Source organism: Paraburkholderia sp. SECH4 (assembly GCF_030511745.1).
In the GTDB taxonomy this organism is placed as follows: Bacteria; Pseudomonadota; Gammaproteobacteria; order Burkholderiales; family Burkholderiaceae; genus Paraburkholderia; species Paraburkholderia madseniana.
This window is the reverse complement of record NZ_JALOCP010000035.1, coordinates 1-22297: the sequence shown is the minus strand read 5'-3', so window position 1 is coordinate 22297 and position 22297 is coordinate 1. Positions and strand designations below refer to the sequence as shown.

Below are 22297 nucleotides of genomic sequence, written 5' to 3'. Positions count from 1 at the left end.
GTCTTTGCTAAAATCCGAACTATGTCCAAGAGTACCGATCGCATCAATCTGACCAATCAGTTCCTGATCGCCATGCCAAACATGGCGGATCCCACGTTTTCAGGAACGGTGGTCTACCTTTGCGATCACAGTGAGCGCGGCGCGCTCGGCCTCGTGATCAACCGGCCGACCGATATCGACCTGGAAGCGCTCTTCAGTCGCATCGATCTCAAGCTCGAGATCGAACCCCTTCTCCATGTGCCCGTGTATTTCGGCGGCCCGGTGCAAACCGAGCGCGGCTTCGTGCTGCATGATCCGAAAGACGGCAATGCCTATACGTCGTCGATGTCGGTGCCGGGCGGGCTCGAAATGACCACGTCGAAAGACGTGCTCGAAGCCGTCGCGAGCGGCACCGGTCCGGAGCGCTTCCTGCTCACGCTTGGCCATGCCGGCTGGGGCGCGGGTCAGCTCGAAGAAGAGATTTCGAAGAACGGCTGGCTCACGGTTGAAGCCGACCCGAAAATCATTTTCGACGTGCCTGCCGAGGAGCGTCTGGAAGCCGCGCTCGCGCTGCTCGGCATTTCACTCTCGATGCTGTCGGGCGAAGCAGGTCACGCATGAGCCTGGCAGCCGGACGTGAGGCGACGCTGCTTGCGTTCGACTATGGTGAAAAGCGGATCGGCGTGGCGGTGGGCAATTCGCTCACCCGCAGCGCACGGGCTCTTGTGATCGTGCAGAACCGCAGCCGCGAATACCGTTTCGAGGCGATCGGCAAGCTGATCGCAGAGTGGAAACCGGACGCGCTGGTCGTCGGTTTGCCCATGCACCCGGACGGCACGCCGCACGAAATGACCCAACTCGCGAAGCGCTTCGGCAATCAGCTGAATGGCCGCTTCAATCTGCCGGTGACATGGATCGACGAGCGCTATTCGTCGGTCGAGGCGAAGGCGGAAATCCGCGCCGGCAACGGCCGCGCCGACATGCTCGACGCCGAAGCCGCCAGCATCATCCTCCAGCAATATCTAGACGGACTTTCCGACGATCATGAGTTCCATTGACGCCGAAGCGCTTTATCGCGCCGTGCTCGAACAGGTTCGCGCGGCGTATGGCGACGCCTTCGGCACTGCCGATGGCCCCGTGCTGGCCGGCATCTACAGCGGCGGCGCGTGGCTCGCCGAGCGCCTTGCGCGCGATCTGAAGGCGCCGAGCTTCGGCGTGGTGAATGTCGCGCTGCATCGCGACGACTACGCGAAAAAAGGCCTGCACTCGCAGGCAAGCCCGACCTCGCTGCCGTTTTCCGTGGACAAGCGCCGCATCGTGCTGGTGGACGACGTGCTGTACACCGGCCGTACGATTCGCGCGGCGTTGAATGAGCTGTATGACTACGGCCGTCCGGCATCGGTCGAACTGGCGGTGCTCGCCGACCGCGGCGGACGCGAGTTGCCGGTGGCGGCGCGTTTTGTCGGCGGCGTGGTGGATGTGCCGGCCGATGCGACGCTCGTGCTCGCCCGCGAAGCAGGTGGCGCCGATGGCGCGCCGCGTTTCACCTTTCACACCGAAGCACGCGTTGATTGAACGCAGCTTTGCGCATTGAGCAAGGCATCGACGCCGAACACGTTGAAGCCCGTATTTGAAGCAGGTACCCCATGAACACCGCCACCCAGGCCTCCCAGGATTCCGCCGACAGCGCCACCGAGCGCTTCCGTTATGGCTTCCTGAAGGGCAATCCGCAGCTCACGAAGAACGGCGAGCTCAAACATCTGTTGTCGATCGAAGGTTTGCCGAAGGCGATCGTCAATCACATTCTCGATACCGCCGACCAGTTCGTCAGCGTGACCGATCGCGAGGTGAAGAAGGTGCCGTTGTTGCGCGGCAAGTCGGTGTTCAACCTGTTCTTCGAGAACTCGACGCGCACCCGCACGACCTTTGAAATCGCCGCGACGCGCTTGTCGGCCGACGTGCTGAATCTGAACATCAATGCTTCGTCAACGAGCAAGGGTGAGTCGCTGCTCGACACGATCAACAACCTCTCGGCGATGCATGCCGATATGTTCGTCGTGCGTCATGCATCGAGTGGCGCACCGTACCTGATCGCCCAACACTGCGCGCCGCACGTGCACGTGATCAATGCCGGCGACGGCCGTCACGCACACCCGACCCAGGGTCTGCTCGACATGTACACGATCCGCCACTACAAGAAGGACTTCACGAATCTGCGCGTGGCGATCGTCGGCGACATTCTGCATTCGCGGGTTGCGCGTTCGGACATTCATGCGCTGACCACGCTCGGCGTGCCGGAAGTGCGCGCGATCGGTCCGCGCACGCTGCTACCGGGCGGTCTCGAGCAAATGGGCGTGCGCGTATTCCACAACCTGGACGAAGGCCTGAAAGACGTCGACGTGATCATCATGCTGCGTTTGCAGAACGAGCGGATGAGCGGCGCGCTGCTGCCGTCGGCGCAGGAGTACTTCAAGAGCTGGGGTTTGACGCCGGAGCGCCTCGCGCTCGCCAAACCCGATGCGATCGTGATGCACCCGGGGCCGATGAATCGTGGCGTCGAAATCGATTCGCAGGTGGCCGACGGTCCGCAATCGGTGATTCTGAACCAGGTGACGTTCGGCATTGCGGTGCGCATGGCGGTGATGGGAATCGTCGCGGGCAATCACGATTGATCTCGCCACGGCGCGCACCAACACACGCATCAACGCACGCACCAGCACACGCGACAAGTCACGCAGAACTTAGCTGAACGCTTGGCTAAACATTAAGGCAGCGCATGAAGATTCATATTCAAGGCGGCACGCTGGTCGATCCGGCGGCGGGCACCGAACAGCAGCAGGACATTTTTATCGCAGCGGGCAAGATCGTCGCCATCGGCGACGCGCCTGCTGATTTCAACGCAGCGAAGACGATCGACGCCAAAGGCCTGCATATCGTGCCGGGCCTGGTCGACCTGTCCGCGCGCTTGCGCGAACCGGGCTACGAACACAAGGCGACGCTCGAATCCGAAATGGCCGCGGCGCTCGCAGGCGGCGTGACGAGTCTCGTGTGTCCGCCGGACACCGATCCGACGCTCGATGAACCGGGCCTCGTCGAGATGCTCAAGTTCCGCGCGCGCAATCTGGACCAGGCGCATGTGTATCCGCTCGGCGCGTTGACCGTCGGGCTGAAGGGCCAGGTCATCACCGAGATGGTCGAGCTGACCGAAGCGGGCTGTATCGGCTTTTCGCAGGCCGATGTGCCAGTGGTCGACACGCAGGTCTTGATGCGTGCGTTGCAGTACGCGAAGACATACGGCTACACGGTGTGGCTGCGTCCGGTCGATGCCTATCTTGGCAAGGGCGGCGTCGCCGCAAGCGGCGCGCTGGCGTCGCGGCTCGGTTTGTCTGGCGTGCCGGTGTCGGCGGAAACGATCGCGCTGCACACGATCTTCGAACTGGTCCGCGTGACGGGAGCACGGGTGCATCTGTCGCATGTGTCGTCGGCGGCGGGCATCGCGTTGATGCGCGCGGCCAAGGCCGAGGGCTTGCCGGTGTCGTGCGACGTTACCGTGAACCATGTGCATCTGATCGACGTCGACATCGGCTACTTCGACGCGCAATTCCGCCTCGATCCGCCGCTGCGCCAGCAGCGCGATCGCGAGGCGATCCGCGCGGGCCTCGTCGACGGTACGATCGACGCGATCTGCTCTGACCACACGCCGGTCGACGACGACGAAAAGCTGCTGCCGTTCGCCGAAGCCACGCCGGGCGCGACGGGCCTCGAGCTGTTCCTGTCGCTAACCGTCAAATGGGCCGACGAAGCGGGCGTGCCGTTGGCCAAGGCACTGAACCGCATCACCACGGCGCCGGCCGACGTGCTGAAGCTGGAGGCGGCTGGCCGCATCGCCGTGGGCGCCGTCGCCGATCTTTGCGTGTTCGACCGCAACGCGTATTGGCGCGTCGAGCCGCGTGCATTGAAGAGCCAGGGACACAACACGCCGTTCCTCGGCTATGAACTGCCGGCGCGCGTGCGGATGACCATCGTGTCCGGTCACGTTGCGTTCGAACAGCGCTAATATTCGCGGCATTGCCCAGTTACGGAAAGCTCCAACAATGAAGCTCGCGTTACGCAAGGCCCGTCTCGTCGCCCATCTGCTGCACGGCATGTGGATCGTTGCGACGCGCTTTTCCAAGATCGGCGCGGATGGGCGGCAGACGCTCAACCGCGAATGGTCGCTGAAAATGCTGCGTCTATGCGGCATGCGGCTCGTCGTGCATAACGACAGCGCGCGGCTTGACCGCGGCGCGCTGGTGGTCGCCAATCACATCTCGTGGATCGACATCTACGTGATCAATGCGTGGCGACCCACGCCGTTCGTCTCGAAGGCCGAGATCCGGCAGTGGCCGGTGGTCGGCTGGCTGGCGCAGCAACTGGGCACGGTGTTCATCCAGCGCGAGAAGCGCAGCGATGCGAAACGGATCATGCATGAGCTGTCCGACCGCCTGAGCGCGGGCGAGCTGATGTGCGTGTTTCCTGAAGGGACAACAACGAACGGTCTGGCGCTACTGCCGTTTCACGCGAATATGTTCCAGGCCGCCGTGTCGGCCTCGGCGCCAGTGCAGCCGCTGTGCATCATGTATGAAGATGCGCAGGGCCGGCAATCCACCGCGCCGGCGTATATCGACGATCTGACGCTGGCTGATTCGCTGAACATGCTGTTGAGCGGCGGGCCGTTGACTGCGCATGTGTATGTCGGCGCGCCGCTCGCGCCGGGTGCGGATCGGCGTACGCTGGCGGCGGAGGCGGAAGGGGTGATTGCAGCGGCGCTGCGGGAGATGCAGGGCGGCATGACGAGGTCCGGTGCTGCGATCGCGGCGTCGATTTCATCGGCCGACGCGTACAGCGCGCCCTACACGCACAACGCCTCTGATGCTTCCAACGCTTCGTCGGCGCTGATCGAACCCGTCGATCAGTCCGGCCGGTCGGCTTAACGGGGCGGCTTAGCGGGTCGGCTTAGTTGCCGCCTGGCGTGCCGCACGCCTCGCAGTCGACCTGCGTCAGCGTGCGCTCCGCGGGATTCTGCGCAAGGCGCACGGCCGAGAGTTTCTCACCCCAGACGCAGCCGGAATCCAGCCCGATCAGGTTGTCGCGCAAGGTCAAACCGAGCGCGGCCCAATGGCCGAACACCACCGTGATGTCCGCAGTCTTGCGCGACGGCACGTCGAACCACGGCATGTTGCCCGGCGGCGCGGAATTCAGACCTGCGCTGCTGCTGAAATCCATCGCGCCTTCGGCATTGCAGAAGCGGATGCGCGTCAATGCGCTGCACGTCAGGCGCAGCCGCTCGATACCCTTGACGCCGGGCGTCCAGCGATTCGGCTCGTTGCCGTAGAGTCCCGCGAGCGTTTCCTTCCAGTTCGGCGCGCGCAGCGCCCGCTGCAATTCGTCGGCGAGTTCCATCGTCAGGGCGGCATCCCATTGCGGTAACACGCCCGCATGCACCATCAGCATGCCGTTATCGAAATGCGCGATCGGACGATGGCGGACCCAGTCGAGCAGATCGGCGGCATCCGGTGCGGCGAGAATGTCGTCGATCGTGTCGCCTTTCTTCGATTTGCGAATCCCCGCCGACACCGACAGCAGATGCAGGTCATGGTTACCCAGCACCGGCACCGCACGGTCTCCCAGCGCGATGATGTCGCGCAGCGTGGCGAGCGATTCGGAGCCGCGGTTGATCAGGTCGCCCGCGAACCACAGCGGCGTGCCTTCGGGCGGCGCGGCTTTGGCCAGCAGTTGCTGGAACGGCTTTCGGCAGCCTTGCAGGTCGCCGAAAGCGAGTGGTAGCAGGTGCGGCTGCGGAACGGCACTAGATCCGGCACTAAACGCGGCAGGAGAAGCGACGGTGGAAGCGGTGGAGGATGTCATCAAGAAGTCGGTGCAGTTCGATACACGCGGTTACGAACAAGGCGTGCCGCGTTGGGCGGTGCAGCAAATTAGCGTGACATAATAGCCCGTTTGATGCACGGATATCGTGGCAAGCGCCGTCGGGAGCGGCCAGCAAGTGGCATTCCCGGGGCGTCAGGCGCACCGCAAGGGCCGCGCGCGATATTGCACCACAACAGGATCACCCTCGTGAACGGAGAAAGCATGTCGTCTTTTCATGCGAATCAACCTATCCGCACACTCGTCACCGGGGCGAGTGGCTTCACGGGCCGCTATCTGGTCGACAATCTGCTCGGCCGCGGCCATACCGTGATCGAAACAGTGGCCGGGCGCAACGAGCCTGAAACGCCGACGCGCCTCAGGCTCGACATTACGTCGCCCGACGCCTGCCGGCGCGTGATCGAAACCGCGCGGCCCGACTACATCGTGCATCTGGCGGCGATCAGCTTCGTGGGTCATAACGATCCGCTCGATTTTTACCGCGTCAACGTGATCGGCACGCTGAATCTGCTGGAGGCCTGTGCGGCTGTTGGCCATACGCCCCGCAAGCTGTTGATCGCGAGCAGCGCGAATGTTTACGGCAATGTCACCAGCGACGCCATCGACGAAACCTTCCCCGTCACGCCAGTGAACCACTACGCCGCCAGCAAGGCGGCCATGGAAACGATGGTGCGGACCTGGTTCGACCGGCTGCCCATCCTGATCGTGCGGCCGTTCAACTACACGGGCCGCGGGCAGACATCGAACTTTCTTGTGCCGAAGATCGTCGAGCATTTCGCACGACGCGAGCCGGCGATCGAACTCGGCAATATCGACGTGGCGCGTGATTTCTCGGACGTGCGCTACGTGGCGAACGCTTATGAGGCTTTGCTTGAATCGGAGGCTGCTGCTGAAACGGTCAATGTGTGTACCGGCACGCCTTATACGCTGCGGGAGATTCTGTCGGCGGCGAGTGATCTGACCGGACATGAGCTCGAGATTCAGGTCAATCCTGCTTTCGTGCGACAAACCGACGTGAAGATGCTGGCTGGGTCGCCGGCCAAGCTGCGCTCGCTGGTGCCGGAGGTTGAGGCGATTCCGTTTATGGATACGTTGCGGTGGATGTTGGCGGCGTGATTGGCGCCAATTGGCGGTTGTAGCGTCCCAGCCGCGGTGGCGCGCCGCCTTGTCGAAGTCAACGCCACCCGTCTCCGCATCCGCGAGGCGCATTTCGCTCTCAAGCCCGCGACATTCTCCGACGCCGAAAGCCGCCGTTCGGACAGGAGGTCGGCTTTCCACTTCTGCCGACCGGCTCAACACTTCTCCCGGCAAATTGCCCGGCGCAACCCGATAGAAAACGGTTTGTCAAGCTGTTTCAAGTTGTTAGGGTTCTGGTTTTTACCCGGGACGGCTTTATAATCTGGGGGCGTCATAAGATTGGTGTCTGAGCGTCCGTTTGCCGCGGGCAGCGGCCACCGCGGCGTCGACTAGAACGAATACCACAACGCGGTGTGCGCAGATCGGTGAAGCGAACCCGATCCGCCGTCAATATCTAGAAGGGAAATTCATGATCCTGGTAACGGGCGGCGCCGGTTTTATCGGCGCCAATTTCGTGCTTGATTGGTTACTTGAGTCGAATGAGGCGATCCTCAACGTCGACGCACTGACCTACGCGGGGAATTTGCGCACGCTCAAGTCGTTGCAAGGCGATCCGAGGCATATCTTCGTACAGGCCGATATCTGTGACCGCGCGGCGCTCGATCGTCTGTTCGCCGAACACAAGCCGCGTGCGGTGGTGCATTTCGCAGCTGAAAGTCATGTGGATCGGTCGATCCATGGCCCCGCAGATTTTGTGCAGACCAACGTGGTCGGTACGTTCACGCTGCTCGAAGCCGCGCGCAACTACTGGAATGACCTCAGCGAGATGGATAAGGCTGCGTTCCGTTTCCTGCATGTGTCGACCGACGAAGTGTTCGGCTCGCTGTCCGCTACGGATCCGCAGTTTACCGAAGCGACGCCCTACGCGCCAAACAGCCCGTATTCGGCGACGAAAGCCGGCTCGGATCATCTGGTGCGTGCGTACTATCATACGTACGGTCTTCCGACACTGACCACGAACTGTTCGAACAACTACGGCCCGTATCAATTCCCCGAAAAGCTGATTCCATTGGTGATCGCCAATGCGCTGGCGGGCAAGGCGCTGCCGGTGTACGGCGATGGCCAGAACGTACGCGATTGGCTGTACGTGGGCGACCATTGCAGCGCGATTCGTGAAGTGCTCAAGCGCGGCATGCCGGGCGAAACGTACAACATCGGCGGCTGGAACGAAAAGACAAATCTGGATGTCGTGCATACGCTTTGCGATTTGCTGGACGAGTTCAGCCCGAAGGCGGCAGGCTCCTACCGCGACCAGATTACGTTTGTTACCGATCGTCCCGGTCATGACCGGCGTTATGCGATCGACGCGCGTAAGCTTGAGCGCGAACTCGGTTGGAAACCTGCGGAGACGTTTGAGAGTGGCCTGCGCAAGTCCGTGCGGTGGTACCTCGATAATCAAGAGTGGGTGCGGGAAGTGATGTCCGGTGAGTATCGTGAGTGGGTGGCCAAACAATATGCCGCATAACGACGCTGCTACACCTGTCGTCCTGATCACAGGCAGCAATGGTCAGGTCGGCTTCGAATTGCAACGCAGCTTTGCGCCCCTCGGCCGAGTAATTGCCCTCGATCGAAACACCTGTGACCTGTCGAACGTCGACGCGCTGCGCCGCGTGGTGCGCGAGTATCGGCCCGATGTCATCGTCAATCCCGCGGCATACACCGCAGTCGATCGTGCCGAGAGCGAGCCCGAACTCGCGCACGCCGTCAACGGCGTCGCCCCCGGCGTGCTGGCTGAAGAGGCGCACGCGCTCGGCAGCCTGTTTATTCACTACTCGACCGACTACGTCTTTAGCGGTGATCATGAGGTGCCTTATACGGAGGCAGATCCTGTCGGGCCGCGCTCGGTGTATGGAAAGAGCAAGCTCGCGGGCGAGCAGGCGGTAGCCGCAGTCGGCGCAAACGCATTGGTGCTGCGCACGTCGTGGGTAGCGGGTGCGCACGGCAGCAATTTCGCGAAGACTATGCTGCGCCTTGCTCGCGAGCGCGAGACGTTCAATGTGGTGGCCGACCAGTTTGGCGCGCCCACGACAGCCTCGTTAATCGCGGACGTGACTGCGCAGATCGTCGGGCGCTTCTGGCTGCACGCCGATCGCACAAGCTTCCCGGCTGGGCTCTATCATCTTGCCTCCGCTGGTGAAACGTCCTGGCATCTCTATGCGCGCGAAGTATTGAGTTACGCTTCGCAGCGAGGAGCCGTGTTGAAGGCCGATCCCGAGCGGGTACTGCCGATTCCGGCGCGCGACTATCCGTTGCCAGCGCCGCGTCCATCCAACTCCCGGCTCGACACCACGCGTTTGAGAAGCACTTTCGGGATCCACTTACCCGATTGGAAGCAGGAAATTCGCCATCTCCTTGATGACATTCTTTCTTGAGCAGAACTATGCGTAAAGGCATCATTCTCGCCGGCGGCTCTGGCACGCGCCTGTACCCGATTACACGCTCCGTATCCAAGCAATTGCTGCCGGTATACGACAAGCCGATGATCTATTACCCGCTCAGCACGCTGATGTTGGCCGGTATTCGTGACGTACTCATTATTTCCACGCCGGAAGATACGCCGCGTTTTGTCGACATGCTGGGCGACGGCAGCAGGTGGGGGATGAATCTGCAATACGCGGTGCAGCCTTCGCCGGATGGTTTGGCGCAGGCGTTCATCATCGGGCGCGAGTTCATTGGCAACGATCCGTCCACACTGATTCTCGGCGACAACATTTTCCACGGCCACGATCTGGTTCGTCAGTTGCAGAGCGCCGGCAGCCGCGATGCGGGCGCTTCGGTATTTGCCTATCACGTGCATGATCCGGAGCGCTACGGCGTCGTTGAGTTCGACGAGAATTTCCGCGCGCTTTCTCTGGAAGAGAAACCCGTAAAGCCTCGTTCGAACTATGCCGTCACGGGTCTCTATTTTTACGATAACCAGGTATGTGACATTGCCGCTGATATCCGCCCGTCTGCGCGTGGCGAACTGGAAATCACAGACGTTAACAAGTGCTATCTGGCGCGTGGCGAGCTCGATGTCGAAATCATGGGGCGCGGTTTTGCATGGCTCGATACCGGCACGCACGAATCACTGCTGGAAGCGGCCAGCTTTATCGCCACGCTGCAGAATCGGCAGGGTTTGATGGTGGCGTGTCCGGAAGAAATCGCCTATCGCAGCCACTGGATCAGCGCGGAGCAAGTGGCCGAGCTCGCTCGGCCTTTGGCGAAGAATGGCTACGGCAAATACCTGCAACGCATTGTTTCCGAATCGATCAAGTAAGTATCCATGAATCTGACTGCCATTCCTACGTCGTTGCCCGGCGTTCTCATCCTCGAACCCAAGGTGTTCGGTGACGATCGCGGGTTTTTCTTCGAGAGCTTCAATGCTCGCGCCTTTGAGCAAGCCACCGGCCTCAAGCGAGAATTCGTCCAGGACAATCATTCGCGCTCGAGTGCCGGAGTGCTGCGTGGCTTGCACTACCAGATTCAGCATGCGCAAGGCAAGCTCGTGCGAGTAGTCGCGGGTGAGGTGTTTGATGTCGCGGTGGACATCCGCAAGAGTTCTCCGACGTTCGGGCAGTGGGTCGGTGTCGTGCTCTCCGCGGCCAACAAGCGGCAGTTGTGGGTCCCGGAAGGCTTTGCTCACGGTTTTGTCGTGACTTCCGAGTCGGCCGAGTTCTTATACAAGACTACCGATTACTGGTACCCAGAGCACGAACGTAGCATTCTCTGGAACGATCCTGAAATCGGTATCGAGTGGCCGATCGACGGTAACCCGATAGTGGCCCCGAAGGATGCCGCAGGCGCGCTTTTGCGCGATACCGAACTGTTCGATTGAGTTGTCGCCGTGCATCGTTGTCCGCGAGTTCTGCGGCCAGCGGGGCTGCCTTGAAATCTATACCAATCGAAAATGTCTCTTGTTCACTCTATGATCGATAAAAATTCTGCTTCCGTTGCGGGTGCAAGTTCGCCGTGGCTGTCGTTGGCTCATGCACTCATGCGACGCAAGCGCATATTGATTGGGGTCCCGGTCATCGTCATGGCGCTGGCCGGTGGCGCGATGCATTTCATGCAAGACCAGTACACCGCGACCTTGAAGATTGCTCCGTCGACTACCGCGCAGTTGTATATGTGGGCATTGCGCGACAACGGGCTCGCCCAATCGATAGCTCGCCAGTTCAATTTGCAAGCCCACTACGGGGCATCCTCACAGGAGCGCGCAAAAGACACGCTCTTATCGCATGTTCAGTTCGTTAGTAATTTGCAGGACAGCTATGTTGATGTCAAAGCGACTGATCGCGATCCAGAGGTGGCGATGCAACTCGCCAATCGATATGGCACAGGCATGGTCGACTTGCTGGTGGGTTTGCATCTGACCAACGCGTCGAACGCCATTTACGAACTGCGCGCGAGGCGTGAACTCGCGCAGAGAAGTCTGGCGAAGGCGCGCGAGCGGTTGGAGCAACCGGATCTGAAAGTCGCCGTGACAGCTATCTCGCCGTCCACCCGGCTGGGGCTGGTGAGCATGGCAGGCATCGAGGCGGAAACGACGTTGGCCAGCATCAGCCTGAAAGGAGCTGAACAGCAGCAATTGTTGACCCAGTCGCTCGATCAGAACGAAATGGTAAGGTTGCAGGAGCGGCTTGCCGGTATTCAGCGTGCATTGGCCGACGAAATGCAGACGAAGTCGGGGCAACTCGGGCAGTTGACAGCCGCCATCAGTGCGCTGCAGGACGAAACCTATTGGCAAGCAATGATCGACCGGATCGACAGGCGCGTTGAAGTCCTGGATGTAATCCAGCGCAACGAAATCAAGCTCATTCCAGCTGAAATGCCGACGAGCCCGTCGGGCCCGCGCCGGATCATGCTGACGATTGCGGCGGGGTTGGCCGCATTGCTTCTGACAGTCGCCTACGTGTTGGTCTCTGAGCAATTCCGACGCTTGCGCGCGTCCAACTAGAAATACAACTGGCCAGAGTTGGAATCCCGCGCTGTGGGCAATGCGACGAGCATTGCTTCAGTGCGGATCGGTCACACCGGCCGAGCGGATTTTTTCTCTGTGGAGCCGCGCGAGCGCGCTGCCAATGGCCACTCGTGGGATGATACCTATCAATGTCTCTGAGCAGGAATACGGTTTGGAATCTTGCTGGCGCGGGGCTGCCGCTGCTCGTCGGCGCTGCAACGATTCCGTGGTTGATGAGTCGGCTCGGGGTCGAACGCTTCGGCATCCTGACATTGCTGTGGGCAATTATCGGTTACTTCAGCCTGTTCGATTTCGGTCTGGGTCGGGCCTTGACCCAGCAAGTCGCCGCATGTATTGGGAGCGACCGGGAGCGCGAGATTCCCGGACTAGTGCGCTCCGGGCTTCGGTTCACCTTCGTTGCTGGCGTGATCGGTGCGCTGATCCTGGCGGCAGGGGCCCATCCCTTGGCATTTTCGCTGTTGAACGTGTCGAAGCCGCTGCAACCGGAAACGTTGTACAGCCTGCTCATTGCCGCGGTGGGCATTCCGCTTGCCACAATCAGTGCGGGCCTGCGCGGCGCGATCGAGGCATACGAACATTTCTGGTCCAGCAACGTCGCTCGCATTTTTCTCGGCGTTTCGATCTTTTTGTTCCCGGTCATCGGCGTGTGGTTGAGCGGGCCGTCGCTCGTGGTTGTAACGATCTGGCTGATCCTCTCAAGGGTGGCATCGACCCTGCTGTTCTGGTTTTTCCTTGTCCGCTTGCCATACCGCAAGTTGGGTCGGCTGCCGGTTGAACGTGGCACGGCCAAGAAACTATTGTCGTTCGGCATCTGGATGGCTGTGAGTAATCTGATCAGCCCGCTGCTGGTAAATGCCGACCGTTTTGTGATTTCGCATCTGCTGGGCGCGGGTCTGGTCGCGTTCTATACCGTTCCGTTCGAATTTCTGGTGCGGCTGCTGATTTTGCCAGGAGCCATTGGCACAACGCTGCTTCCCAGACTTGCGAGAAGCCACACATCTGATCCTGAGCAGGCGAAAGCGATATTCCGCACGGGCCTCAAAATCACGTTCGTGTTGATGACTGCGCTGGCGGTGATTTGCAGTCTGATTGCCTATCCGTTGATGGCACACTTTCTCGCGCCCGGGTTTGCTCCTCGCGCCATAGGAGTGGTGCTGATCCTGTCGGTGGGCGTGGTCATCAATGGCTTGAGTTATATTCCGTACACTGCGCTGCACTCAATGAGAATCGCGCGGCCGGTGGGCATTCTTCACTGCGTCGAACTGGTGATATATCTTCCCCTGCTCTATGCATGCGTGAAGGTGGGCGGACTGGAAGGCGCTGCGATTGCATGGGTCCTGCGCGCGTCAATTGATTGCGCCGGGATGTTCTACTTCTATCGTCGATGGGCCTCCAATGCTCTTTGATCCACGACTGATTTTCGGGTTGTTCTGGTTAGCTCAAATCTTTGGTTTGGCAATGTTCGGCGATGTGTTCGAACCGTTTTCGTGGCTGACCTGGGTATCGATCGTATGCACGATACTGGGGTTCGGTGCCGGCACGCTCGTCGCTGCCGCGACGCCTGTCATGGACGCCAGGCTCGCGCCCGCGCAAAGCGCACCGGACTGGCTGATCCGCAAAGCCTTCTATTGGTTCCTCGTCCTTTATGGTTTTGCCGCTATGCTAGCCACAGCGAAGCTCTATCTCATACTGCGCGGGGAATTGGGGGCGGGAATGAGCATGCCCGCTGTGCGCCAGGCGATTGTTTATGACTTCACTGGCGGGCGTCAGATATTCGGTCTGCTAAGAGTGTTTTTCTTCGGGGTGGGTGCCTGTATTTACTTTTTGGCAAATGCGGGTTCTTTGACGCGGCGTCAGCTTTTTGTCATCGTTGCAGTCGGGCTGATTTCCGCCATCCTGACAACCGGGCGACTCTATATGCTGCTGTTTTTCGTCGCCGGGGCCGCGCTGTTTTTCCGCCAGGGCATTCTGACCACTCGCGGGGTATTTGCTACTTTTGGGCTATTTGTCGGGCTTTTCTTTCTGGTTGCCATCGTGTTGCAGAAGGGTAGCCCGGATAGCGGGTTAATTGAGCAACTGGGTTGGAACACGAAGGTTTATGCGCTCAGCAGTGTGGCTTGCTTCGACAACTATGTGCAGACCGGCTTGCAGGAAATCCCAGGTGGCGCATTGATACCGAACGCAGTGCGGGGTTTGCTGGATCATTTGGGCCTTAATGTTCCGTTGCGCCCGACGCTCATGCCGTTTGTCAGTGTTCCCTTGACATGCAATACCTATACCGCGATGTTTCCCCTGTACCATGACGGGCAACTTCCGGGTATCATATTCGGTTTTTTTGCGCTCGGATTATTTCACCAGTTCCTATTCAAATGGAGCTCGTCGAGCGCAAAACCGATAGCGTGGTATCTGTACGCCGTTTCTTTGTACCCGCTTTGCATGTCTGTTTTTGAAGACGCTTATTTCTCCTCGCCCGGATTCTGGGTTTTACTCTGGATACCGCCCGTTTTACATTGGCTTGGCAAGTTGATGTTGAAGGGGCCGCGTAAGCAGGCTCAGGTGTGCTGATGATTGAAGATAGTAAAATTCGTCCGGATGGAAGCAAAATGAGCTCCAGCAACTCGGCGCTAACAATTTGTGCGATCAATTACCTCCCGAAGGCGCTTGTCCTTTACGAGACGTATCGCCAATGGCATCCCGATCACGACTTTCATATTGTGCTGGTCGACCGCAAGGACCCGACGATATCGATCGACCGTCCTGGGTTGCGGCTGATCTGGGTCGAGGACCTCGGTGTCGAGCAGTTCCAGCAGCACGCGTTCGAGTTCGACGTGATCGAGCTGAGCACGAACGTCAAGCCAGCCGCGCTGAAAATGCTGCTGCGCACCTATGAAGTGGCGCTGTACATCGATCCCGACATCAAGATCTATGCGCCCCTCACACCGGTACAGGAGGCGCTGAAAACGGCTTCCGTGGTCGTAACACCGCATACCAACCTGCCGGTCGTCGACGGCAACAAGCCCGATGACGTGGACCTGCTGCGCTTCGGCGCGTATAACCTCGGCTTTGTAGGTGTATCTCGCTGCGACGAAGGGTTGCGCTTCCTCGACTGGTGGTCCGATCGTTGCCTCGAGTTCGGCTTTTACGAACCGCAGGTGGGCCTCGCTGTGGATCAGAAATGGATAGATCTGGCCCCTGCTTTTTTCCCGGCATTGCAGATTCTGCATGATCCGGGATTAAACGTGGCGTTCTGGAATCTGCACGAACGGACCCTGTCTGCGGGGCCGCAGGGTCCGCTCGTGAACGGCCAGTATCCGTTGCGTTTCATCCATTTCAGCTCGTTTGACGCGACCCGCCCGGACGTCATTGCGCACAAGCAGAATCGCTTCGCGCCTGGCACGCGGCCCGACTTTCAGGCGCTGGCGGAGGATTATGCGGCGCAATTGCAGGCCGAGGGCTCTGAGGAGTTCGTGAAGCGGCGCTACGGCTTTGATTATTTCGAAGACGGCACCTATATCACTCCTGCGCTGCGTCGCTTCTACGCTGGATTGCGCAAGCAGTTCGCGGACGTTGCAAACCCATTTGATCCAAACGGCAAGGTCATGGCGTTTGCGCGCAAGAATCGTTTGCTGGTAAGTACAAATGCAGCGTCCAAGCGCCATACTTTCCAGGATCTGGGCAAGTTCCGCGGGCCGATTCGATTCATACACGTACTGCTGCGATGCGCGTTGCGCATACTCGGGCCGCACCGGTATTACATGCTTATGCGTTACATCGGACATATCTCGTCGCTGCGCAATCAGGCTGAGATGTTCGGCAATGTTAAACAGGACTGACGCCGGGAAGGCGCGTATGTGCGCCATCGGTCCAAGAAGGGATTGAGTGAGACATGGAAACGATTCTGATTACTGGCGGCCTGGGATTCATCGGGCTTAACCTCGCAGAGCAGTTGGTCAACGCTGGTTCGCGCGTGAGACTCTTCGACAATTTGAGCGCGCAGATCCACGGTGCGTTGCCCTCGGTCGATCATCCTGTGCTGGCTTCGCCGCTGGTCGAAGTGATGCGCGGCGATGTCGGTGTGCGTGCCGACCTCGAACGCGCGGTCGAAGGCGTTGATGCGATCGTCCATCTGGCGGCGGAGACCGGGACGGCGCAATCGATGTATCAGATGGCGCACTATAACCACGTGAATACTCAGGGTACGGCGCTGTTGCTCGAAGTGCTGCAGCAGCAGGGTCAACACAAGGTGCGCAAGATCCTGCTGGCGTCGAGCCGGTCTGTGTATGGCGAAGGCGCATTCGCTTGCCCGAGCTGCTCGCCCGCCGAAATCCGTTATCCGGATCCGCGCACGCGTGAAGCTTTGGCGGCACACCGTTGGGATCCGGCGTGTCCCGTGTGCAATGCGGGCCTGGCTCCGGTGGCAACGAGCGAGCAGGCGCGGATTCATCCTGCGTCCATTTACGCTGCGACGAAGTTCGCTCAGGAAGAACTCATCCGTATCGGGGCTCAGGCGCTCGGTATCGCGAGCGTCGTGCTGCGGTTGCAGAATGTATATGGCGAAGGACAGTCGCTGAACAATCCGTACACCGGCATTCTGTCGATTTTCTCGACGCGCATCCGCCAGAACAAGTCTTTGCCGATCTATGAAGATGGCCTTGAAAGCCGAGATTTCGTTCACGTGAGCGACGTTGCTCGGGCGTTCGTCCTTGCGCTGAACACCGACGTTGGCCTCTTCGATATTTTCAATGTGGGCCTGGGCGAGCCGGTATCGGTGATGGACATCGCCAGCAAGCTGGCTCAGAAGCTGGGCAGCACGATTACGCCGCACATTACCGCTGAGTACCGAGTGGGCGATATTCGTCATTGCTATGCTGATATCACTCGTACTACACAAGTGCTGGGATATACCCCGCAAGTCGGCATCGACGAGGGGTTGGAGCGTTTTGTCGCGTGGGTACGCACGCAACCGTTGCCTGAGGACCGTCTTGAGCAGGCAAACGAAGAATTGCGCCGGCATAAGCTGATGGCATGACGATGTTCGAGACGACGCGTTCCGACATCGCCAGAATGTACGAACTGAGCGGCTCGCCCCGCTCAGTGTCTGCTCTGGGCGTCCTCAAGGGGGTGTGCAACCCCCGTCTGTGTCCGGCTATCCTGATTCGCGCAGCCTATTGTCTTGCGCAAAATCGCTTGGGTTTCCTCGCGCGGTTTGTCTCAGTCATTAATCTGGTGCTGTTTGGCATCGAGGTGTCCGCCCGCATTCCGATCGGCACTGGTTTATTCCTGCCACACACGTCGGGGACCGTGATCGGCGCCGCCAGCATCGGCCGCAACGTCACTATCTTTCAGGGTGTGACGCTCGGCGCGAAAGAACTCGATATGAACTTCACGCCGGCCTCGAGGCCGGTCATCGAGGACGACGTCATCATCGGGGCAGGGGCCAAGGTGCTGGGTGGTATTCGAATCGGCCGAGGCGCGCGCGTTGGCGCAAACGCGGTGGTGTTGACCGACGTGCCGCCAGGCGCCGTTGCCGTTGGCGTTCCCGCGCAAATCGTCAATTCGAGCGTCGCACCGGCGCCGCAGTAGGAAGTACATGGAGCATTTTTTCGAAGGTAAGAAAATTCTGTTCATTGGGCCTAAGTTTTTTGGCTACGAACGGGAAATTGCTGGGCGGTTGCGGCAACTTGGCGCGCACGTCGAGTATCACGACGACCGGCCGTCGGCCGACCCTTTCGTTAAGGTGGCCATACGAAGATTTCCGGTGCTGATCAAGCGTAAGCTGGCTGGTTACTTCGAGCAAATACTCGATAACGCGAGCAACGACTTCGATTTCGTGTTCATCATCAAGCTCGAATGCATGCCGCTCAGGATATTGCACGCATTTCGTTCCAAGCTGAGCCGGGCGCGCTTCATCTACTACTCTTGGGATTCGGTGCGCAACAATCCGAATTTCCAGGGTGCTGCGTCTTCGTTTGACGCACTCTACACATTCGATACGGAAGACGCAGGGCAGGACCCGAGACTGAAACTCAGGCCGCTATTTTTCCTGAATGAGTTTCGCGAACTGCCAGTGTTGCCGACCCAATACGATCTGTGCTTTGTGGGAACGGTGCATAGCGACCGCTACGCGTTGCTGCGAAAGATCCGTCAATTCGCGCAAACCAACGGCAAGAGCACGATGTTCTATATGTTCGTGCCGCACAAGGCGATCTATTGGGTGCGCCGCATTTTCTCGCCGGCGTTTTGGACCAGCTCGCGGCAAGAATTCGCCTTTGATCCGTTGCCCAAGAAAGAGGTGCATCAAATCATTGCGAAGTCGCGGGCGGTGCTGGATTTTCAGCATCCCGGACAAACGGGATTGACGATGCGCACCATCGAGATGGTCGGCGCGCGAAAAAAACTCGTCACGACAAACGCACTGGTGCGCCGGTATGAGTTTTTCCGGCCGGAGAACATTCTCGTCGTGGATCGCGACAACCCGCAACTCGACCCGGCGTTTTTCGAGACCCCGTATAGCGAGTTGGCGCCCGAGCTATATGAAAAATATTCGCTCGACGGATGGATCCGCGAGCTTTTCTCGGTCCCTGCTGCGCCGTTAGACATCCAGGAATAGAAAAACCTATATGAAGCGACTATTCGACATTGTGCTTGCTTCGATAGCGGGCGTGCTGCTTCTGGTGCCGATGCTGCTGATCGCCGCGCTGGTGCGTCTCACGTCACCTGGCCCGGCGCTGTATTGGTCCGATCGAGTGGGCAGGAACAACGACATCTTCAGAATGCCCAAGTTTCGCTCAATGCGCACGGACACACCGGCCGTTGCGACTCATTTGCTCGGCGATCCGGATGCTTATGTAACCAGCGTGGGCCATTTTCTGCGCAAATCGAGTTTGGATGAGCTGCCTCAACTGTGGAATATCATAACGGGAGACATGAGCTTCGTCGGTCCGCGTCCCGCTCTATTCAACCAGCAGGACCTGATCGAGTTGCGTACCCGAAATGGGGTGCACATGCTTTTGCCCGGGCTGACCGGTTGGGCACAGGTCAATGGCCGTGATGAATTGCCGATTCCCGACAAGGTGGCTCTGGATGTGGAGTATCTGCACAAGCAATCGTTTTTATTCGACGTTCGGATCATCGTTATGACCTTCGCCAAGGTGATTCGGCGCGACGGTATCTCGCACTAGGAGTCGACGTGATCAAGAGCATCGTTCGCTGGCCGAGACGTGCTAAGAGTCTCATCATCCTGTGCGCGGACCTTGTCTTGCTTCCGCTTGCACTGTGGTCTGCGATCGCACTGCGCCTGGGTAACTTTCATTTTCCGGTCGCGCACCCGTTGTGGATGTTTCTTCTACCGTCATTGATCGGGATTCCGATCTTTGTGCGTATGGGGCTGTATCGCGCGGTAATCCGTTATCTGGACGACCGCGCCATTCTTACCATCATCGCGGCGGTGACGTCGTCGGTGCTGATCTTTGCAGGCGTGCTCGCCATTTTTGCGCTGCCGAACGTTCCGCGCGGTGCGATTATGATTTACTGGGTGCTCGCGTCTGTCTACCTCGTGGCGAGCCGGTTTCTGGCCCGCACGCTGCTGCGGCACGTGTCTCCGACGATCTTCCTGAGCCGACGTGTGTTGATCTATGGCGCAGGCAGCGCTGGCCGGCAGCTGGCGGTCGCCCTGCGGGCGGGGCAGGAGTACCACCCGGTCGCGTTCATCGACGACGATTCACGCCTGCACGGTCTGGTCGTGTCGGGCATGCGTATTCATTCGCGGCTTGATCTGACGCGCCTGCGTGATCGGCTGGACTTCGATCTGGTGCTCCTCGCGATGCCTTCGGCGAGTCGAGGGCGACGGATCCAGATCGTCAACGAACTCGAACGGCTGCAGGTGGAAGTGCGCTCCGTCCCGGGGATTGCCGAACTCGTTTGCGGCGATCTGGAGATCGCCGACACGCGCGAGGTTGGTGTCGACGAGTTGCTGGGGCGCGATGCGGTGTCGCCCAACCAGAAGCTGCTGGAAGAGAACGTTCATGGCAAGAACGTGCTCGTGACCGGAGCAGGTGGGTCGATCGGTTCGGAGTTGTGCCGGCAGATCGTTCTGCAACGCCCGAGCAAGCTGATTCTTTACGAGCACTCGGAGTTCGCGCTGTATTCGATCGAGCAGGAATTGTCGATGACGATCAAGAGCGCGAATCTTGCGACAACGCTCATACCGGTGCTCGGTTCGGTCCAGAACGGCTTGCGGCTGGCAGACATCATGACACGCAGCAGCGTTCATACCGTCTACCATGCGGCGGCGTATAAGCACGTTCCGATGGTCGAATACAACATTACCGAAGGGGTTCTGAACAATACGTTCGGTACCCGCGCGACCGCGATGGCGGCCATTTCCGCCGGCGTCGCAACGTTTGTGCTGATTTCGACTGACAAAGCTGTGCGGCCCACCAACATCATGGGCGCTACCAAGCGAATGGCGGAATTGGTGTTGCAGGGATATGCCCAGGACCGTTCGGTCAAGACACGTTTCAGCATGGTCAGGTTTGGTAACGTGCTGGGGTCGTCAGGCTCCGTTGTGCCGTTGTTTCGCAAGCAGATCGAGCATGGTGGTCCCGTCACTGTCACGCATCCGGAAATCACGCGCTATTTCATGACCATACCTGAGGCGGCTCAACTGGTCATTCAGGCGGGTGCGATGGGCCGGACTGGTGAGGTGTTCGTGCTGGACATGGGCGAGCCTGTCAAGGTTTACGACCTGGCAAGACGCATGGTGCATTTGAGCGGATTGTCGATCCGCGACGTGGACGACCCGCATGGCGACATCGAGATTCGATTCACGGGTCTACGGCCGGGCGAGAAACTATACGAAGAATTGCTGATCGGCGATGACGTGCTGGGTACGACCCATCCGCGGATCATGAAGGCCAACGAGTCGAGCATTCCCCGAGAGGAGCTTGAGCGCGAACTTGCGCGGTTGCAGCACGCCTGCGTCGATAACGATCATCTGGTCATTATGGAAATTCTGCTTAAGTGCGTTTCGGGATTTGCGCCGGGGAGCGAGATTCGTGACCATTTGTATGATCCGTCGTGCACGGGGGAGCCGTCTGCCCGGCCATCTGTCATTCCGATGGGACACAGTGAGCGGGACGTCTTGCCGGACGTGCGGCGTTAAGGGTGCCGGTTCGCCAAAAGGGTTATTGGTACAATGCCCCGGATTTCATCCTGAGAGCTCCGTCATGGCTATTTTGCCTCCCGGCACATTGCTGCAGTTGATGTATCTGAGAGAGCGTCTAGCACAACTCCCAGCCGGTCGATTCATAGAGGTCGGGCCAGGCGCTGGCCACACGTCCGCGCTACTGCTTTCGCTCGGATGGCAAGGGGAGGCATATGATCTGGAGCAATCAACCGTCGATACGTTGCAGCAACGATTCGCTCGTGAAATCGAGAGCGGGAAATATCGAGCAGTGCATGGAGACTGGTTAGCCACCGGTCAATCTGCGCAATGTGATCTTGTGATCTCATGCATGGTGATGGAGCACTTCGATGATGAGGCGCAGCAAAGATTCTTAAGCTTCACACGAAGTGCCCTGAAGCCTACCGGAGTAATGATCACGATCGTTCCAGGATCACCGGATCATTGGGGCATTGAGGACGATATAGCTGGACATGTCAGGCGATATACACGCGACTCTGCCGTCGATTTGTTCACTCAGGCAGGTTGGGTTGTGAAGCATACAGCAGGTCTGACGTTCCCCCTCTCGAACATACTGCTCCCGCTTTCTAACTTTCTAGTTCGACGTTCGGAAGCGCGAAAGTTATCGTTAAGCATGCTCGAACGAACGAAGCAGTCTGGTATCCGAAATGTTCCCATGAAAACGACGTTCCCGAGTTTTTTGGGCCTCGTTTTGAACGAGCGAATGATGTATCCGCTTCACGTTCTTCAAAAGTGGAAGCGTACGTCAGACGCCGCGCTCGTTCTCTACGTTGAGGCGACGCCTACGGGCGTGGCTCTTGAAAAGTAGTCTAGCTAGTCACGAGGATCGCCGTAGCCGCCAGTCGATGGCGTTTTCGGCCGGCGCCCAACGGTATCCGAGATACTTCCTAATTGTTTCATCCTGTGGTTCAGACATGCCGGTGCTAGCGAGTGCTGACGGAATGTCCACCTGTTGCGCCATGAAGGGCAGCCCGATCACATGATTGACCGCTCGTCGAACGTTTGAGGAAGTGTTGATGCCGCCGCGGTGATACTGTGAACGGCTGTGAGAAGCCGACACTAAACGGCGGCGTCAATCAGAGATACGA

The 22297-nt window shown here is 59.3% G+C and carries 22 protein-coding genes; 21 read left to right on the top strand and 1 reads right to left on the bottom strand.

The window, feature by feature from the left end; all coding sequences use genetic code 11:
- Positions 1-21: 21 nt before the first annotated feature.
- From M0D67_RS32975 to M0D67_RS32950, 6 genes are all read left to right on the top strand, one after another.
- The gene (locus M0D67_RS32975; RefSeq protein ID WP_266241092.1) at positions 22-600 is read left to right on the top strand and encodes a YqgE/AlgH family protein; all 579 of its coding nucleotides are present in this window, start codon (positions 22-24) and stop codon (positions 598-600) included.
- Complete coding sequence (gene ruvX / locus M0D67_RS32970; RefSeq protein ID WP_115782008.1) at positions 597-1037, top strand: Holliday junction resolvase RuvX; 441 nt, start codon at positions 597-599, stop codon at positions 1035-1037. Before M0D67_RS32975 ends, ruvX begins: the two co-directional genes overlap by 4 nt.
- Positions 1024-1554 carry a bifunctional pyr operon transcriptional regulator/uracil phosphoribosyltransferase PyrR gene (gene pyrR, locus M0D67_RS32965; RefSeq protein WP_266241091.1) on the top strand — a complete coding sequence of 177 codons (531 nt, stop codon included), beginning with the start codon at positions 1024-1026 and terminating at the stop codon, positions 1552-1554. The genes ruvX and pyrR overlap by 14 nt, the downstream gene beginning before the upstream one ends.
- A 71-nt stretch (positions 1555-1625) precedes the next feature.
- Positions 1626-2651 carry an aspartate carbamoyltransferase catalytic subunit gene (locus tag M0D67_RS32960; RefSeq protein ID WP_120346234.1) on the top strand — a complete coding sequence of 342 codons (1026 nt, stop codon included), beginning with the start codon at positions 1626-1628 and terminating at the stop codon, positions 2649-2651.
- Between the two features lie 104 nt (positions 2652-2755).
- Positions 2756-4036 (top strand): dihydroorotase, encoded by a 1281-nt coding sequence (locus M0D67_RS32955; protein WP_266241090.1) that lies wholly within the window; start codon positions 2756-2758, stop codon positions 4034-4036.
- A gap of 37 nt (positions 4037-4073) precedes the next feature.
- On the top strand, positions 4074-4952 hold the full coding sequence (locus M0D67_RS32950) for a 1-acyl-sn-glycerol-3-phosphate acyltransferase (RefSeq protein WP_266241089.1): 879 nt from the start codon (positions 4074-4076) through the stop codon (positions 4950-4952).
- Positions 4953-4974: 22 nt separating this feature from the next.
- Here M0D67_RS32950 and M0D67_RS32945 read toward each other — a convergent pair whose 3' ends face one another.
- Positions 4975-5886 (bottom strand): symmetrical bis(5'-nucleosyl)-tetraphosphatase, encoded by a 912-nt coding sequence (locus tag M0D67_RS32945; RefSeq protein ID WP_154560276.1) that lies wholly within the window; start codon positions 5884-5886, stop codon positions 4975-4977.
- Positions 5887-6108: 222 nt separating this feature from the next.
- Here M0D67_RS32945 and M0D67_RS32940 point away from each other — a divergent pair, with 222 nt between their 5' ends.
- The 15 genes from M0D67_RS32940 to M0D67_RS32870 all read left to right on the top strand — a co-directional run bounded on the left by M0D67_RS32940 (position 6109) and on the right by M0D67_RS32870 (position 22017).
- Positions 6109-7020 carry a GDP-mannose 4,6-dehydratase gene (locus M0D67_RS32940; RefSeq protein WP_266241088.1) on the top strand — a complete coding sequence of 304 codons (912 nt, stop codon included), beginning with the start codon at positions 6109-6111 and terminating at the stop codon, positions 7018-7020.
- A 430-nt stretch (positions 7021-7450) separates the two neighbouring features.
- The gene (rfbB, locus tag M0D67_RS32935) at positions 7451-8506 is read left to right on the top strand and encodes a dTDP-glucose 4,6-dehydratase (protein ID WP_266241087.1); all 1056 of its coding nucleotides are present in this window, start codon (positions 7451-7453) and stop codon (positions 8504-8506) included.
- Positions 8496-9413 (top strand): dTDP-4-dehydrorhamnose reductase, encoded by a 918-nt coding sequence (rfbD, locus tag M0D67_RS32930; RefSeq protein ID WP_266241086.1) that lies wholly within the window; start codon positions 8496-8498, stop codon positions 9411-9413. Before rfbB ends, rfbD begins: the two co-directional genes overlap by 11 nt.
- An 8-nt stretch (positions 9414-9421) precedes the next feature.
- A complete protein-coding gene (rfbA, locus tag M0D67_RS32925) occupies positions 9422-10300 on the top strand; it encodes a glucose-1-phosphate thymidylyltransferase RfbA (protein ID WP_266241085.1) in 879 nt (292 codons plus the stop codon).
- Between the two features lie 6 nt (positions 10301-10306).
- Positions 10307-10858 carry a dTDP-4-dehydrorhamnose 3,5-epimerase gene (rfbC, locus tag M0D67_RS32920; protein WP_266241084.1) on the top strand — a complete coding sequence of 184 codons (552 nt, stop codon included), beginning with the start codon at positions 10307-10309 and terminating at the stop codon, positions 10856-10858.
- Between the two features lie 72 nt (positions 10859-10930).
- Complete coding sequence (locus M0D67_RS32915; RefSeq protein ID WP_308112624.1) at positions 10931-11980, top strand: Wzz/FepE/Etk N-terminal domain-containing protein; 1050 nt, start codon at positions 10931-10933, stop codon at positions 11978-11980.
- Positions 11981-12132: 152 nt separating this feature from the next.
- On the top strand, positions 12133-13410 hold the full coding sequence (locus M0D67_RS32910; protein WP_266241082.1) for a flippase: 1278 nt from the start codon (positions 12133-12135) through the stop codon (positions 13408-13410).
- Entirely contained in the window at positions 13400-14569 is a 1170-nt protein-coding gene (locus tag M0D67_RS32905; protein WP_266241081.1) for an O-antigen polymerase, read from the top strand. Before M0D67_RS32910 ends, M0D67_RS32905 begins: the two co-directional genes overlap by 11 nt.
- Entirely contained in the window at positions 14569-15837 is a 1269-nt protein-coding gene (locus M0D67_RS32900) for a glycosyl transferase (protein WP_266241107.1), read from the top strand. The genes M0D67_RS32905 and M0D67_RS32900 overlap by 1 nt, the downstream gene beginning before the upstream one ends.
- A 53-nt stretch (positions 15838-15890) precedes the next feature.
- Complete coding sequence (locus M0D67_RS32895; protein WP_266241080.1) at positions 15891-17033, top strand: NAD(P)-dependent oxidoreductase; 1143 nt, start codon at positions 15891-15893, stop codon at positions 17031-17033.
- Positions 17030-17587 carry a serine O-acetyltransferase gene (locus M0D67_RS32890; RefSeq protein ID WP_266241079.1) on the top strand — a complete coding sequence of 186 codons (558 nt, stop codon included), beginning with the start codon at positions 17030-17032 and terminating at the stop codon, positions 17585-17587. The genes M0D67_RS32895 and M0D67_RS32890 overlap by 4 nt, the downstream gene beginning before the upstream one ends.
- 7 nt (positions 17588-17594) lie before the next feature.
- Positions 17595-18614, top strand: a complete 1020-nt coding sequence (locus M0D67_RS32885) for a hypothetical protein (RefSeq protein WP_266241078.1) — start codon at positions 17595-17597, stop codon at positions 18612-18614.
- 10 nt (positions 18615-18624) lie between these two features.
- On the top strand, positions 18625-19185 hold the full coding sequence (locus M0D67_RS32880; RefSeq protein WP_266241077.1) for a sugar transferase: 561 nt from the start codon (positions 18625-18627) through the stop codon (positions 19183-19185).
- Positions 19186-19193: 8 nt separating this feature from the next.
- The gene (locus tag M0D67_RS32875) at positions 19194-21167 is read left to right on the top strand and encodes a nucleoside-diphosphate sugar epimerase/dehydratase (RefSeq protein ID WP_266241076.1); all 1974 of its coding nucleotides are present in this window, start codon (positions 19194-19196) and stop codon (positions 21165-21167) included.
- 64 nt (positions 21168-21231) lie between these two features.
- Positions 21232-22017, top strand: coding sequence for a class I SAM-dependent methyltransferase (locus tag M0D67_RS32870; protein WP_266241075.1), 786 nt, complete (start codon positions 21232-21234; stop codon positions 22015-22017).
- Positions 22018-22297 lie beyond the last annotated feature (280 nt).